The organism is Roseibium salinum (assembly GCF_026240905.1).
Lineage (GTDB): Bacteria > Pseudomonadota > Alphaproteobacteria > Rhizobiales > Stappiaceae > Roseibium > Roseibium salinum.
The window spans coordinates 269,757-284,392 of sequence record NZ_JAPEVI010000003.1; the positions used below are offsets into that span (position 1 = coordinate 269,757).

12 protein-coding genes and 1 other RNA gene are annotated in these 14,636 nt (G+C 61.9%); 4 read left to right on the plus strand and 9 right to left on the minus strand.

Annotated elements, in window-relative coordinates:
- Positions 1 to 18: 18 nt before the first annotated feature.
- Entirely contained in the window at positions 19 to 1,662 is a 1,644-nt protein-coding gene (locus tag ON753_RS05690) for a chloride channel protein (RefSeq protein WP_265961604.1), read from the minus strand.
- A 128-nt stretch (positions 1,663 to 1,790) separates the two neighbouring features.
- Positions 1,791 to 2,285: a thioesterase family protein gene (locus ON753_RS05695; protein ID WP_265961605.1), complete on the minus strand. Its 495-nt coding sequence runs from the start codon at positions 2,283 to 2,285 to the stop codon at positions 1,791 to 1,793.
- 248 nt (positions 2,286 to 2,533) lie between these two features.
- Here ON753_RS05695 and ON753_RS05700 point away from each other — a divergent pair, with 248 nt between their 5' ends.
- Together ON753_RS05700 and ON753_RS05705 are read left to right on the plus strand one after the other, a co-directional pair.
- Entirely contained in the window at positions 2,534 to 3,949 is a 1,416-nt protein-coding gene (locus ON753_RS05700; RefSeq protein ID WP_265967069.1) for an FAD-binding oxidoreductase, read from the plus strand.
- Between the two features lie 281 nt (positions 3,950 to 4,230).
- Positions 4,231 to 8,040, plus strand: coding sequence for an AsmA family protein (locus ON753_RS05705; protein WP_265961606.1), 3,810 nt, complete (start codon positions 4,231 to 4,233; stop codon positions 8,038 to 8,040).
- A gap of 83 nt (positions 8,041 to 8,123) precedes the next feature.
- Here the strand turns inward: ON753_RS05705 and ON753_RS05710 are convergent, their stop codons facing one another.
- The 4 genes from ON753_RS05710 to ssrA form a co-directional block, all read right to left on the minus strand.
- The gene (locus tag ON753_RS05710) at positions 8,124 to 8,342 is read right to left on the minus strand and encodes a ribbon-helix-helix domain-containing protein (protein ID WP_265961607.1); all 219 of its coding nucleotides are present in this window, start codon (positions 8,340 to 8,342) and stop codon (positions 8,124 to 8,126) included.
- A gap of 6 nt (positions 8,343 to 8,348) precedes the next feature.
- The gene (locus ON753_RS05715; protein ID WP_265961608.1) at positions 8,349 to 8,558 is read right to left on the minus strand and encodes a DUF4169 family protein; all 210 of its coding nucleotides are present in this window, start codon (positions 8,556 to 8,558) and stop codon (positions 8,349 to 8,351) included.
- A gap of 17 nt (positions 8,559 to 8,575) precedes the next feature.
- Positions 8,576 to 9,157, minus strand: coding sequence for an SspB family protein (locus ON753_RS05720; protein ID WP_265961609.1), 582 nt, complete (start codon positions 9,155 to 9,157; stop codon positions 8,576 to 8,578).
- A 173-nt stretch (positions 9,158 to 9,330) separates the two neighbouring features.
- Positions 9,331 to 9,701: a transfer-messenger RNA gene (gene ssrA / locus ON753_RS05725) on the minus strand.
- A gap of 163 nt (positions 9,702 to 9,864) precedes the next feature.
- On the opposite strand from ssrA, the gene ON753_RS05730 reads away from it, so the two are divergent.
- Positions 9,865 to 10,659: a thymidylate synthase gene (locus tag ON753_RS05730; protein ID WP_265961610.1), complete on the plus strand. Its 795-nt coding sequence runs from the start codon at positions 9,865 to 9,867 to the stop codon at positions 10,657 to 10,659.
- 388 nt (positions 10,660 to 11,047) lie between these two features.
- Complete coding sequence (locus ON753_RS05735) at positions 11,048 to 12,127, plus strand: serine hydrolase domain-containing protein (protein WP_265961611.1); 1,080 nt, start codon at positions 11,048 to 11,050, stop codon at positions 12,125 to 12,127.
- Positions 12,128 to 12,139: 12 nt separating this feature from the next.
- Here ON753_RS05735 and ON753_RS05740 read toward each other — a convergent pair whose 3' ends face one another.
- The 3 genes from ON753_RS05740 to ON753_RS05750 all read right to left on the minus strand — a co-directional run bounded on the left by ON753_RS05740 (position 12,140) and on the right by ON753_RS05750 (position 14,617).
- Complete coding sequence (locus ON753_RS05740; protein WP_265961612.1) at positions 12,140 to 13,501, minus strand: GH1 family beta-glucosidase; 1,362 nt, start codon at positions 13,499 to 13,501, stop codon at positions 12,140 to 12,142.
- Between the two features lie 61 nt (positions 13,502 to 13,562).
- Positions 13,563 to 14,243 (minus strand): DUF2461 domain-containing protein, encoded by a 681-nt coding sequence (locus tag ON753_RS05745; RefSeq protein WP_265961613.1) that lies wholly within the window; start codon positions 14,241 to 14,243, stop codon positions 13,563 to 13,565.
- Positions 14,240 to 14,617: a TfoX/Sxy family protein gene (locus ON753_RS05750; protein WP_265961614.1), complete on the minus strand. Its 378-nt coding sequence runs from the start codon at positions 14,615 to 14,617 to the stop codon at positions 14,240 to 14,242. The genes ON753_RS05745 and ON753_RS05750 overlap by 4 nt, the downstream gene beginning before the upstream one ends.
- Positions 14,618 to 14,636 lie beyond the last annotated feature (19 nt).

Consider the following 14,636-nt stretch of genomic DNA (forward strand, 5'->3'; position numbering starts at 1 on the left):
GCCCCAACCGGCTCTCGTTCAGCGATGCTCTTCCTTGGTGGCACTGATGAGGGCGGCGTTGAAGTAGCGCAGGCCCCTGACGTGGCGGGCAACGCCGATGATCGTTGTCGCATCGCCCTTGCGGACAACCGGCAAGGCCGCCATGCCGCAGGAGTCGAAGCTCTTAAGTGCGCTTTCCAGCGTGTCGGTGTCGTGCAGGTAGGGCCCGTCTTTCCCGGGCCTGAACGTTCGCTGTTCTTCATTCTCCGGAGGCGGATCCATGAAGTCGCGCACTTTCACCGTTTCGCTCAGGAACCGGTGCACGCCTTCATTCACGAAACAGCCGCGCATGCCCAGCTGCCAGTGGAAATAGGACTTGCCGTGAACGGCCTGGGTGAGGCCGGTTGCAATGGAGACCGCCAGGAGGAGGGCAATGGAAAGCGCATACCCGCCGGTCAGTTCGAACACGATCACCGTGGTGGAAAAGGGAGCTCCGAGAACGGCGGCGGCAACCGCACCCATGCCGAGGATCGCGTAGAGGCCGTGGCTGGACGCCATTTCCGGAAACACCGAAGCCGCGATGAGGCCGAAGGCTCCGCCCGTCATGGCCCCGAGGTAGAGGGACGGCGAGAAGATGCCGCCTCCGAAGCGCGAGGCCAGCGTGATGGCGGTGGCGGCGGTCTTGACGATCAGCAGGCTCAGCAGGACGGTGATGGACAGCTCGTGCTTCAGCGCAAGGTCGGTCGCTTCATATCCGACCCCCAGAATGCCGGGAAAGAAGATGCCGAGCGCGCCGACCGCCAGGCCGCCGACAACGGGCCGCAGCCATAGCGGCATGGTGACGTTGCGGGCCGCCCAGTCGGTTCCGATCAGGGCGAACTGGAAGATGATGGCAACGGCGGCGCAGGTCAGGCCGAGGAGCGCAAAGGCCGGGATTTCGAGATACGAGGTGATCTCGTAAAGCGGGATTTCGAAGGCGGCCACATCGCCGAACCAGAGGCGCGAGAGAAGCGTCCCCATCACCGAGGCCAGCACGATCGGCACGAAGGCCGACGTGGCATAGTGGCCGAGCACCACCTCATGGGCAAAAAGCACCCCGGCAATCGGCGCGTTGAACGAGGCGGAGACGCCGCTGGCGACCGCGCCGGCCAGCAGAATGCGCCGGGCGGAATCCGGCAGCTGGAAATAGCGGCAGACGGCAGCACCCAGCGTCGCGCCCAGATGGACGACCGGGCCCTCACGACCGGCGCTCGCTCCGCTGCCGAGCGAGAGCACGGTCACCAGGGCCGACCACAACCCGGCGCGCAGCGGCAGGCCGCGCCCGCCATATGCCCGGGCCTCGATCACGTCGGGCACGCCCCCGGCGCGCTGATACGGATGGTACTTCTGCAGGATCCAGCCGACCAGCAGGCCGCCCACGGTCGGTGCCAGCAGAATGATCCACCAGGGCTGCTGTGCGGCGGCTTGTATCGTCAGTTCGGTCGTCGTGCCAAGCCAGGGCCATTGAACGAGACCGATCGCGGTGCGGAACGCGATTGCCGCCAGCGCCACCAGGGTTCCGATGACGATGGCAAGGCCCCAGACGAGATGCATCCGGTTTGCCCGATACTGGCGCAGGTTCGGCGTTATCCAGCTGACGAGGATGTCAGGAAGTTGACTGGCCGTTTCTATTATTTTTCGCATCAGTCGCGGGCTTTGAGCGAGCTATGTGGAATTCCGTAGGAATCTGGCCCGAGTCGGAGCGAAAGAACAGGGCCGTATGGCCGGTTCGGCGTGCAAATCACTGACTTTTGTTCAAGCGCCACGCCGAATCAGCTCTTTTTTCGTATTTCGATGCGCCTTCCCGATCGTTCCGGACGGGGCAGCCCGCCATGGGCCCGGGCGAGGGCAGTCAGATTGGCCAGGATATCGTCGGGCCATGGAACGACCTTGCGCGCTTCCAGGTCGACGTGAAGGCTTATCTGCTCCGACGTGGCCGACAGCCAGCCTTCTTCCGCATGGCGCAGTTCCTGGTACAGATGGGCGCGCTTGGAATCGAAGTCGATCAGCTGCAGCGTGGCCCTGACCGGCATGCCGACGCTCAGCTCGCGAACATAACAGACATGGACTTCCGCGGTGAAAAAGGAGGCGTTGCATTCCTTGACATAGCCGGGGCCGAGGCCGAGCCGTTCACAGACCTGATCGACAGCCGTGTCGAAGAGGACGTTGTAATAAGCCATGTTGAGATGGCCGTTGTAGTCGATCCAGTCATCCCTGACCGACATCACTTCGCTCTCGACCGGCTTTTCGTCCCAGCTGACTGCCATCCTTTTCTCCATTCGTACCCGTGTTCAATCGGCCCCGCGTCCAATAAGCTGTGGGCACAGATTTGACTTTGACCTTTCCGGCTGGGGCCAACATATTCAGATTTTCACCCGGTGGCCAAAGCCGCCCGCCGGATCTGTCGCCTTTTTCACGTGCTTTTACATGAAAAGGATAAAAAGAGCGGTCGATCCCAATATGTTAGAGCAACTCGCCAACACAGGATGCTCTAGGAGGAACTAACATGCCGGAAATGGCAAATGCAGCGAACGATCCGCAAGCGACCGACACCAACAGCCAAACCGCGGTCGTCATCGCCGGACTGAAAGAGCGGTTCGGCGAGCGCTGCAGCACGTCGATGGCCCTGCGAGAGCAACACGGTCATACGACGACATGGCTGAAAAACCAGCCGCCGGATTCGGTCGTCTTTGCCGAGACCACCGAAGAGGTCGCGGAAGTCGTGCGGCTTTGCGCCGCGCACAAGGTGCCGGTCATTCCGTTCGGCACGGGATCCTCGCTGGAGGGGCATGTGAATGCGCCGCTCGGCGGCGTTTCGCTCGACCTGTCGCGCATGAATCGGATCATGGAAGTGAATCCGGACGATCTGGACTGCCGGGTGGAAGCGGGCGTCACTCGCAAGCAGCTCAACAGCTACATCAGGGATACCGGCCTGTTTTTCCCGATCGATCCGGGCGCGGACGCCAGCATTGGCGGCATGGCAGCGACACGGGCCTCCGGCACGAACGCGGTGCGTTACGGCACGATGAAGGACGCCGTCCTCGGCCTGACCGTGGTGACCGCGGACGGCACGATCATCAGGACAGGCGGGCGGGCGAAGAAGTCTTCGGCAGGCTACGATCTGACCCGCCTTTACGTGGGCTCGGAAGGCACGCTCGGCGTGATCACAGAACTGACCCTGCGCCTTCACGGCCAGCCGGAAGCGGTTTCCGGAGGCGTCTGCCCGTTTCCGGACGTCAATTCGGCCTGCAACGCGGTCATCACGACCATTCAGATGGGGATGCCCGTCGCACGGATAGAGCTTCTGGACAGCGTGCAGGTGAGGGCCTGCAACACCTATTCCAAGCTGGAACTCGCCGAAACGCCGACGCTCTTCCTGGAATTCCACGGCTCTGAGGCCGGCGTCAGGGAGCAATCGGAGATGTTCTCGGCCATCGCGGAGGAGAATGGCGGCGGTCCGTTCCAGTGGGCGACCGTCGCCGAGGAGCGCTCAAAGCTGTGGGCTGCCCGGCATGATGCCTACTGGGCCGGAAAGACGCTCAATCCGGACGCCCAGATCATGGTCACGGACGTCTGCGTGCCGATTTCACGGCTTGCCGAATGCGTCACCAGGACCGCAGAGGATATCCGGGCGGAAGGTTTCCTGGCGCCGATCGTCGGCCATGTGGGGGATGGCAATTTCCACGTCCAGATCCTGGTAGACCTGAGCGATGCCGAAGCGGTGCGCAAGACCGAAGCGTTCGTGGAACGGCTGGCCCTGAGGGCGATCGACATGGGCGGCACCTGCACCGGCGAGCATGGCGTCGGCCAGGGCAAGCAGAAATATCTGCGCCGCGAACATGGTGATGCGCTTGACGTCATGCGGGCAATCAAACAGGCACTCGATCCGGACAACATCATGAATCCGGGCAAGATCCTGCCTCAGTCATGATATTGTATGGAATCAGTACAATAAGCCTGATTGCAAAGCAGGTTATTGTCCGGCAGTACCGCTGGGGACTGCCGATAGAAAGTTTGCAGCGCGGCTGTGATCGGCTACATCTGACCGGTATGGTTTTCGGTGACCGGGTCGGCCTGCCTTCATGTGGAAACCTGTGAAGGCAGGAGAGTTGATCCGCTCGATTGTGTCAGGGCATCCTGTCGGCGTTGATATATGCGCGGGATGCTTCAGGGAGAACAAGGAGACAAGGCCTGAACTCCGTTTACATCACCGTGGGAATAACCGTCATACTGGTGCTGGTCGCGGCGCTGGTGGGGCCGTTTTTTATTGACTGGACGGTGTACAGGTCCACCTTCGAGACCTATGCGGAGCGCGCGCTCGGCCACCGGGTGACGGTGCTGGGCGAAGCGGATCTGCGGCTGCTGCCGGCCCCGTCCATCAGTTTCTCCGATGTTCGGGTGGGCGAGGCGGAAGACCCGCTTCTGGTGGTTTCCCGGTTCAAGATGCGGATCGAGCTGCCGCCGCTCCTGAAAGGCGAGATTCGTGTCATGGAGATGGAACTCGACCGGCCGCATCTGTCGCTGTCGCTGGACGAACAGGGGCGCCTGGACTGGCTGACCGCCGTCACTTCGGACGGCGTGCTCGCCAAACTGCCGCCGGACGATGTCGCCTTCGAAAACGTCACCATCCGCGATGGTGCCCTGTCCATTGTCGATGCCCGCTCGGGGGAAACGCACAGGCTCGACAACGGCAATCTGTCGGTCAGCGCGCGATCGCTTGCCGGGCCGTTCAAGGCGGTGGGCAGCCTGACGCTCAACGAAGCGCCCTACAATATCAGCCTGGCAACCGGCCGGGCGCAGGAGGAGCGCGGGCTCAGGATCAAGGGTGAGCTGACACCGACGACCATGCCGGTGAATTTTGCCTTCGACGGCATGCTGAACCAGTCGGACGCCGCACCCTCCTTCGACGGCAGCTTCAACATCGCCTCCGTTGCGCTTGAAGAAAACGACGAAAACAGCTGGGTCGCCGAAGGCCGGTTTGTCGCCGACATCGCCGAAGTGGCGGTGCCGGAATTCGAGTTCCGCTACGGACCGGAAGACCGGCGGTTGAGCGCTGCCGGAAGCGCCGATCTGGTCTATGCCGGCAACAAGCGTTTCGAAGTCCGGGCGCAATCCAATCAGGTCGATCTGGACCGGCTGCTCGGCGGCGGACCGCAGAAGCCAGTCGACATCGACGTAGCGCGCCAACAATTGCTGGCCGCGCTGCGGGCCGTGCCGCTGCCCCCCATCGATGGAGCGATTTCCCTGGATGTTCCGGCGCTGGTCGTCGGGGGCGGGATCATTCAGAATGTGCGGCTCGACCTTGAGACCATGCTGGGCGGCTGGCGCGTTGCCCGCCTGGCCGGACGGCTGCCGGGGCGCACGACCGTGGCGACGCAGGGAGACCTGAGCCTGGAACCGAGGCTCGTCTATCGTGGCGCCGTTTCCGTCAGCTCCGATCAGCCGGGGTCTCTCCTCAGCTGGTGGCGGCAGAAGGACACCGGTGTCGCGACGCTGGAACCGGTTTCGCTGGAAGGCCGGCTCAATCTGGTGCCCGAGGGGGCTGCGCTCGACAATCTGCGGCTGACGCTCGGCGATGCGCAGGCGCGCGGGGGCTTGTCGTATCGCAACCCACCCGCCGGAAACGCCGAATTCTCCTTCAGCCTCGATGCGGACAAGCTGGATCTCGACCAGATCGAGAGCTTTGCCGCACTGATCAAGCCCGAACCGACTGCTTCAGGCGCGGCGCAGGATCCGGAAGGACTTGACGTCTCCATTCGCCTGCGGGCCAAGCAGGTGACCGCCCGGGGCGTCGATGGCAAGGGTCTCGCCCTGGAGGCGGAGTACTCCGATGGCGGCCTCAGGATCGACCGGTTGTTCGCGGAAGATCTGGCTGGCGCCCGCCTCGATGTGGAAGGCCAGATCCTTAACCTGTTCTCGGCTCCGCAAGGGGCCGTCTCAGGCACGCTCGACGCGCGCGATCTCTCCGGTCTTGTCGCCCTGGCCGGTGGTCTCTTTCCGCAAACGGTTTTTGTCGAACGCCTGGAAAGGGCTGCCGGGAGCCTCGTACCGGCAAAATTCGATGCCGAGCTGAAAGCGGCCGCCAATGGCGATGCGACGGATATGACACTTTCCCTCAAGGGCACCGCGGGCGGAGCGGAAGCGAACCTGCGGGCCGGTCTGAAGGGCAGGGTCGATGATTGGCACGCTGCCGGCATCGACATCGAACTTGGTCTTCAGGGGCCGGACGGCGGCAAGCTTCTGCAACAGCTCGGGTTTGACGTGATCCCGATCGAAGCGGTCGCTGGCGGCAATCTTCAGCTTACCGCAAAAGGCGTTCCGGCCGATGGCATGGCGATCGATCTTGCCGCCACGGTCGGAGCATCGGAACTTGGTGCGAACGGGACGTTGACGCTCAAGGAGGGGAGCGACCCGGAATACCGCGCGACGGTGAGTGCCAACACGCCCGACCTTGCACCGCTTGCACTGATGGCGGGACGGGTCCTGCCCATGATGACCGGCATGATTCCCGCCGATCTCTCGTTGGAGATTGAAGGGGTAGGCAGCGCGATCGCTTTGCCGAGTGTGTCGGGATCGATCAGCGGAACGTCTTTCGAGGGGCGTCTGGAAGGCGATATGGAACCGGCGCCCGGTGAGCGCAACCGGCGCTTTGCGGGTGAACTCAGCGTCTCTGAAGCGGATCTGCGCAATCTGACCGAACTCGTGTTGGGGCCGGATCAGTGGTTCTCCGCCGGCGACGGCTCGAGCATCTGGCCTGTCGCTTCCTTCGGCGCGCCCCTGCTGGACGGGATTGATCTCGCCTTCGACTTCCATGCGGGCCGGCTGCTTATCGATGAGACGACGGAAATCGCCAATGCGGATGGCAACCTGCGGATTTCGCCGACGCTTTTGCGGCTCGACGGTCTGAAGGGGGCGTTTGCGGGTGGCAGCCTGGAGGGCAGCCTTTCCCTGACCCGCACCGATGCGGAGGCAGCGCTCTCCGGCCGGGTAAAACTGGAAGATGCGAATCTTCGCCAGCTTGTCTGGCGTCCGGATAATCGGGCGGTGGCGTCCGGCACGATGGATCTCTTCCTGGAATACGAAGGGGTGGGCCGGTCCATCTCGGCGATCGTTTCAGGTCTCAGCGGCGGCGGCACATTCTCTCTTGAGAACGGCGATTTCAGGGGGCTGAGCCCGCAGGCCTTCCCGCTCGTTACGCGGGCGGTCGATGCGGGGCTGGATCTTCGGGACGAAAAGATTCGCGAGGTTTTCGTCAGCCACATGTCGGCAGGCAGCCTGCCGTTCGACGAAGTGGAAGGCACATTGACGCTGGTCGGCGGTCGCCTGAGCGCCCGCAACGTGGTGGTGGATTCCGAAAAGGCGGAAATCTTCGGGTCGGCGGAACTGGATCTTGCGACCCTTGACGTTGATGCCGATTTCTCGCTGAAGGTTGATCCTGGAGAAGACGCCGTGACCGGCGCGGAGCCACAGGTCGGGCTGCTTTTCGAAGGGCCGGTAGAGGCGCCGGTGCGGCGGGTGGATATCGCGCCCTTTACCGCTTATCTCACCTTGCGCGCCTTTGAGCAGGAAGTCGAGCGGGTGGAAACACTCCAGGCGGAAATCCTGGAACGTGACCGGCTTGCCCGCGAACTCAAGCGGCAGAAAGAGGCCGCGGCGCGCCGCGAGCGCGAAGCCGCTGAGGCCGCCGCGGCCCAAGCTGCCGAGGACGAGCGGCGGCGGCGGGAAGAAAGCCTGCCTGAAGAGAGCCCGAGCGCCGCTCAGGAAGACACGACGGCGCCGCGCGACATCAATACGGAGCAGCAAAGCGGAGCGACCCGGCAGGAGCCGCCACGGCCTTTTGCGGATCAGATCCGGGCGCTGCTCGAAAGTCCCGAGGCCGACAGGGGCCGGGCATCCCGGAACTCCGATACCGGGACGGAACCGGCCGATAGCCTGCCGCCCCTCGATCCGCCGGTTTCCATCGACGATCTGCTCAACCGCGAGGAGGGCCGACCTCTGGTTCTGCCGGGCGCACCGCAATAGGTAGCGCGGGCTGAAGAGATCGTGCTTGGGTGCGAGAGCATCTTGGCCGCGTGATCGACCCAGGGAATAACGGACCGTGTACCCTAGAGATTTCCTGATCTGACCCGGTTGAGCGCCCACACCCTGACGGCGGAGGAGAGCGGGTCTTCAGGATCGCGGCTGTCATCGATTTCGGCAATCAGACTGGCCAGCGAGCGATTTTCCACGCCGGTACATTGATCCACGATCTCCCAGAATTCGGCTTCCAGCGCCAGACTGGTTCTGTGGCCGTGCAGGGAAAGAGACCGTTTGAGCAGCGCCATCAGGTGTCAGGCCGCACCGTCGTCGCCGGGCGTTTCGCCCGTGTTCAGACGGTGGCCGTCGACATGGCTTTCCAACTCGTCCCGGCGCCGGCGCGCCGCCTCGCGTTCAGCCTTGGTCCGGCCGAATTTGAGCCGGTTGTCTTCTGCCGACTTTTGCTTGTCCTGACGCTGTTTCTGTTTGCGCACCGTGCGCAGATTGATGATTTCCGCGCTCATGAGAATGACTCCGGATATCAGGTCTTCTTACGGAATGCGTCCAGCGAGACGACTTCTCCGCTGGCGGCATTGTCCGCGGCCTCAGCGGCAGCCTTCGGCTTCTTGCGTTTGGGCTCGCTCGACGCTGCTTCCCTGCCGCCGGCACCGTCCTCGGCCTTGGCTTCGCTCTCGGCGTGTTCCTGCTCGGCCCTGGCGAGTTCTTCCACCGCTTCGAGCAGTTCTTCCGGCAGTTCTTCCGCGGTCTTGCCCGGATCGAACTCCAGGGCGAACTGAACGGACGGATCGAAGAAGCCCTTGATGGCGGAGAAGGGAACGAGCAGCTTTTCCGGAACGCCGCCGAAGGACAGGCCCACTTCAAAGGCATGTTCGCCGATGGCGAGGTCCCAGAACTGATGCTGCAGGACGATGGTCATTTCCTGCGGATAGCGCTCTTTCAGACGCTGGGAGACGCGGACTCCGGGCGCATTGGTGTCGAACGCAATGTAGAAATGATGATCGCCGGGCAGGCCGGTGCGTCCGACTTCGGCAAGAATCTTCTTCACGGCGCCGCGCAGCGCGTCCTGGATCAGAATGTCGTATCGCAGCAGGTCTTCAGACATCAGTTTTCGTCGAATCTCGGTGGAATTTTGTTTATCAGGCTCACATTGAAGGCCTCCGCTCAAAAAGGAAAGGCTCTTTTCCAGGTGATACCAGATAAATGCACGTCTCCAGAAGACCTTACAGCACTCTTGCCGAAACGGGTACTCAACAGATGGAGAATGTGCGGGAAATCAGTGGAGGCTTCTGTTGCCAGGTGCCTCCGAACCCCGCCTGCCGGTGCTACCCGGAAGGGCTTTAAAGGACTACTGGCACAGCGTTACGCTGCGACAGCGTTGTCCATAGCATAGTTGTCATTTGCAACTATTAGAACAGCCCGATAACGGTGGTACAATGCCGAGCAAAAGCACAGTCTTTACGCCCTCGTCGATCCTATTTCGCCCCCGCCGAAACCCATGAAGTCTACTCAGGTAAGCCTCATGGGCTTGGGTGGAGGCGCCGGGTACCGCCCCCGGGTCCGATAGGTTTATTGCACTGCCCATTTATTGCCATAGCTGGAAAACCAGCACCCCACATATAAGGGTCCCGACCCTTAATGAAAAGGGGGTGAAGGCCTTCAATTCGCGTTGCCGGTAAAGTTTGCGCCCGTAGGGCGAACTCCGCCGCGAGCCTGTGCACGAACTGGGGAAAGTTCCGCGGAGGGGCTGTGTTTTCGCGAAAATCTGCCAAGTTAAGCGGATCAGCCGATCTCCATTCAAAGGGCCGCGACGTGCAGCAGTATCTCGATCTCTTGCAGAAAATCCTGGATGAGGGCGTCGACCGGGGAGACCGGACGGGAACAGGAACGCGGTCCATTTTCGGCCATCAGATGCGTTTCGATCTGTCGGAGGGCTTCCCGCTGGTCACCACAAAGAAGCTGCATCTGAAATCGATCATTCACGAGCTGCTCTGGTTCCTTTCCGGCGATACCAACATCCGCTACTTGAAGGAGAACGGCGTCAAAATCTGGGACGACTGGGCGGACGAGAACGGCAACCTGGGGCCCGTCTACGGCTATCAGTGGCGCTCCTGGCCGGCACCGGACGGTCGGTCCATAGACCAGATCGCCAATCTGGTGGACATGATCCGCACGAACCCGGAAAGCCGCCGGCTGATCGTCTCGGCATGGAACCCGGCCCTTGTCGACGAAATGGCGCTGCCGCCGTGCCATTCGCTGTTCCAGTTCTATGTCGCCGACGGCAAACTCTCCTGCCAGCTCTACCAGCGCTCTGCCGATGTGTTCCTCGGCGTGCCGTTCAACATCGCCTCGTATGCGCTCCTGACCATGATGGTTGCCCAGGTGAGCGGCCTCGAACCCGGTGACTTCGTGCATACCTTCGGTGACGCGCATCTCTACGCCAATCATTTCGACCAGGCGCGCGAACAGATCACCCGCACCCCGCGGCCTCTGCCCAGGATGAATCTTAATCCCGACATCAGGGACCTGTTTTCCTTCGAATTCAAGGACTTCGAACTGGTAAACTACGATCCGCACCCTCATATCGCGGCGCCTATCGCAGTGTGATGCGCATGGCCTGCCGAAGGCAGCAGATTGGGTTGATGTCCGAGGGTGCGGACACATAAATGAGGACGAAATGGCATGAGAAATGGCGAAACACCGTTAGGAAGGGTGCGCAGAGCGGGCTGCATGCCCGGTCAAGCGCGCTGACGAAGCGGGGTGAAGCCATTTTCATGTCCTTCGGATTTGACCGGATTGCGCCTCCTCTACGTCGCGGAAGGCTTGAAAATGAACCACATTTCCTACGCTTCCGCTTCTTGAGGACGCGCAATCCGCCTCAAACCATTTCATCCTCATTTATGGGTCCACACCCTAAGCCGGCGGCAACCACACATGGCTGAACAGGCGCGTTGGCTGTAGTCTTAACGGATCGTCTCCTTAAAGGGATTTGATCATGTCCGTCGCAGACAAGACCCTTTCACTCTCTCCCCACGCGCTGAAGGCCGAATTGTTCGGCTTTGATCCGATGATCGGCCGCAGGCTTTGCGCCGATGCCAAGGCCGGACTGTTGCCCCACCTTCATGCGGTTGTTGCCGACCGGAAGGGGGAAATCATCCTTGAGAGCTACGGCAGCGGCCCGGATGAAAACAGGGGGCGGCCGCTTGGAGTGGTCGCCTTCACCGGTCAAACACTCCACGACCTTCGCTCCGTCACCAAGAGCATCGTCAGCCTGCTTTACGGCATTGCCCTGGAAAAAGGGCTGGTGCCGCGGCTCGATACGCCAATTCTCAGCTTCTTTCCCGAATATGCGGATCTCGCATCCGACCCGGAGCGCATGAAGCGGACCGTCGAACATGCGCTTACCATGAGCCTCGGCATGGAATGGGACGAAACGCGCCCCTACACGGATGCCGAAAACAGCGAAATCGCCAAAGAACCCGCTCCTGACAGGTTCCGCTATATTCTTGAGCGTCCTCTGGTTGCCGAGCCGGGAACGCGCTGGATCTATAGCGGCGGGGCGACCGCGCTGATCGGCGAGATCCTGCAGCGGGGCACCGGTAGATCCCTGGTGGATCTTGCGCGGGACATGCTGTTCCATCCGCTCGGAATCAGCGATTTCGAATGGTCCGCGGGCAAGGATGGCACCCTTTCGCCGGCCTCCGGTCTTCGCATGACCGCTCCCGATCTCCTCAAGGTCGGCCGTCTGGTCCTGAACAACGGCATTTGGGAAGGCCGGCGCATTGTGCCGGAGGCCTGGATCACCGCCTCTCTGAGGCCGGTGATCGCGACGGACGATGGGCTGGACTATGGCTATTTCTGGTTCTGCGGTCAGGCACCTGTCCGGGCCCTCGGCGGCCCGTCGCCCTGGTTCGCCGGCTTCGGCAACGGCGGTCAGCGGCTGTGGCTGTGCCCCAGGGCGGACGTGGCCGCGGTCGTCTTTTCGGGAAACTACAACGACTGGACCGCCTGGATCGCGCCCACACGGGTGTGGAGCGAGATCATCCTGGCGAATCTGACGGATGCCGGGGCGTAGAGGCAGCCGGCTTCACCGCGTTTGCTCGTGGAAGCCGATCAGATCCCGGTACCAGTGGGCGCTGTTCTTCAGCGTGCGGACCTGGGTTTCGTAGTCGACATGCACGATGCCGAACCGTTTCGAATAGCCTTCGGCCCATTCGAAATTGTCCATCAGGCTCCAGAGGAAATAGCCCTTCAACGGAATGCCGTTCTCGGTGGCCCCGGCGAGCACGTCGAAGTGCTTTTCGAGATAGTCGATCCGGCGCTGGTCGTCGACGGCGCCGTCAACCGGTTCGTCATTGTAGCAGGCGCCGTTTTCGGTGATGTAGCAGGGCGGGAGCCGATAGCGGGAATAGAGCTCTTTCAGAAGGTCCGACAGGCCTTGTTCATAGACTTCCCAGCCGATGTCCGTGAGTTCCGGCCCGGGCTTCGGCGCAACGCTCTGAGCCATCGGGTAGGTTGCCGCCCCGTCCGGGTCCTGCTTCACCCGCATCGGCGTGTAGTAGTTGAGGCCCCACCAGTCGAGCGGCTGGCTGATGATCTCCAGATCGCCTTGCCGGATGTTCATCCTGTCGCCGAAAGCTTCAAGGATTTCCGGATGATAGGAGCCGTTGAAGACCGGTGAGAAATAGATGTCGTTATGGAACAGGAAGGCGCGTTCGGCCGCGGCAATGTCCTGCGGTGTGTCGCGGACCGGATAGATGGAATGGGCGTTGATCGCCGTCCCGATCGGCAGGTCCGACCGGGCGGCGCGGGCTGCCTGGGTGCCGAGGCCATGGGCAAGGTTCACGGTGTGAACGGCGGCGGCAAAGGCCTCGACGCTCTTCTCACCCGGAGCGTGAATTCCGTAGAGATGGCTCAGATGGCAGACGCACCAGGGCTCGTTGATGGTCGCAAGTCCGTCCATCCGGTCGCCCAGGCGCCGGACGATGATGTCCGCATAGTCGGCAAAGGCCTCCGCCGTGCTGCGCGCCGTCCAGCCGCCATCTCCGGCAAGCGTCAGCGGAAGATCCCAGTGGTAGAGCGTCGGATAGACTTTGATGCCGCGCGCGACCATGCCGTCGATCAGCCGATCGTAGAAATCGAGACCCTTTTCATTCACCGCGCCGCGCCCGTCCGGGAGGATCCGCGGCCATGCAATCGAAAACCGGTAGGCCTCGACGCCAAGGGACTTGATGAGGTCGAGATCGCTTTCCCAACGGTGATAATGGTCGCAGGCGACATCGCCATTATGGTGCTGATAGACCCGGCCGGGCATCTTCGAGAACGCGTCCCAGATGCTGGGCTTGCGGCCGTCTTCATCGGTGGCGCCTTCAATCTGATAGGCGGCCGTTGCGACTCCGAACCGGAAATCTTCGGGAAAACGCTGCGCCAGCTCTTTGTTCGATACCATCGGATCTCAACTTCTGCAGGAGGAAGGACTGCAAGGCTCTTAAAATTCAAAGCGCTTTGGATCAAGCTTTTTCCAAAAGTCCAAGCTGCCATTTCCAGAAGGGAAGGGTGCCCGCCCAGATGTCGGCGAGGGCCGCGATGCCGCTATTTCCCTGGACGAGGCCGGTATCCCCCAGCGTTTTCCAGGCGCCGAGGCCCTTGTGCCTGGCAAGGCCGGCGTGAGGGTGATCCCTGGGAAAGCCCTTCGGCGCATTGGCAAGATCCGGTTCGGAAATCTCGAAGCCGTTCTCTTGCAGTTTCCGCAAAAGGGCGAGGAGCGTTTCGCCTTCTCCGGTTTCAAGCGCGTGCAGAAAGACTGTGAGCGCGGGCTTGGAAAAGGCCATGCAGCCGGTGCCGATGCGGATGTGATCCGGTTCGATCGACAGGAAGAAGCTCGGCGGCTGGGCGTCCTTGCCCTCGAACGTGCTTCCCGTCGGCCAGAAAGCCATGCGGACATGCGCGTTAAACGGTCTCTTGTCCCGGGAAAAGCGCAGGTCCCGGTTGATGCGGAACTGCTTGGAGGTGATCTCGCGGCCGGTCAGCTCGGAAAGCGCTTCTTGGAGGGCGCGGCGAAGGGCGTCGGACGGCTGTTTGACGAAATGCAGGTAGTCGGACTTGTTCGCCTCGAACCACGTCTTTGTGTTGTTGGCCGCCAGGCCCTTCAAAAACGTGAAGGTCTCCGGCCGATATCCCGCGGAAATCATTCCGCCGCCTTCCCGGATTTTGCCTTTTTCGGCTTCTTGGCGGCATTGGGCGGCAATGCGCACACGTAGTTTCGCGCCAGATTGACCCAGCTCTTGAGATCCTCATCGGTTTCGATGCCTTCCGGCTCCACCCGGATAAACCCCGGCATGGGGCGTCCGGACGGCTCGCACGGGGAGGCATGGGGCCGGGAAAGGGCTTCCGCTGCCTGCTCCTTGCCGACCCTTGCCATCAATCCGCGTTTGGAGATGCAGACCAGCATGTTGCCGTTGACCATGAAACAGGTGCCGCCGAACATGCGCTTCTGTTCGACGTGTTCCTCCGGGATCAGGGCCCGGGTGCGTTCAATCAAAACGGTATCCATCAATGCAGACATGTCCAACTCTCTCCTGACG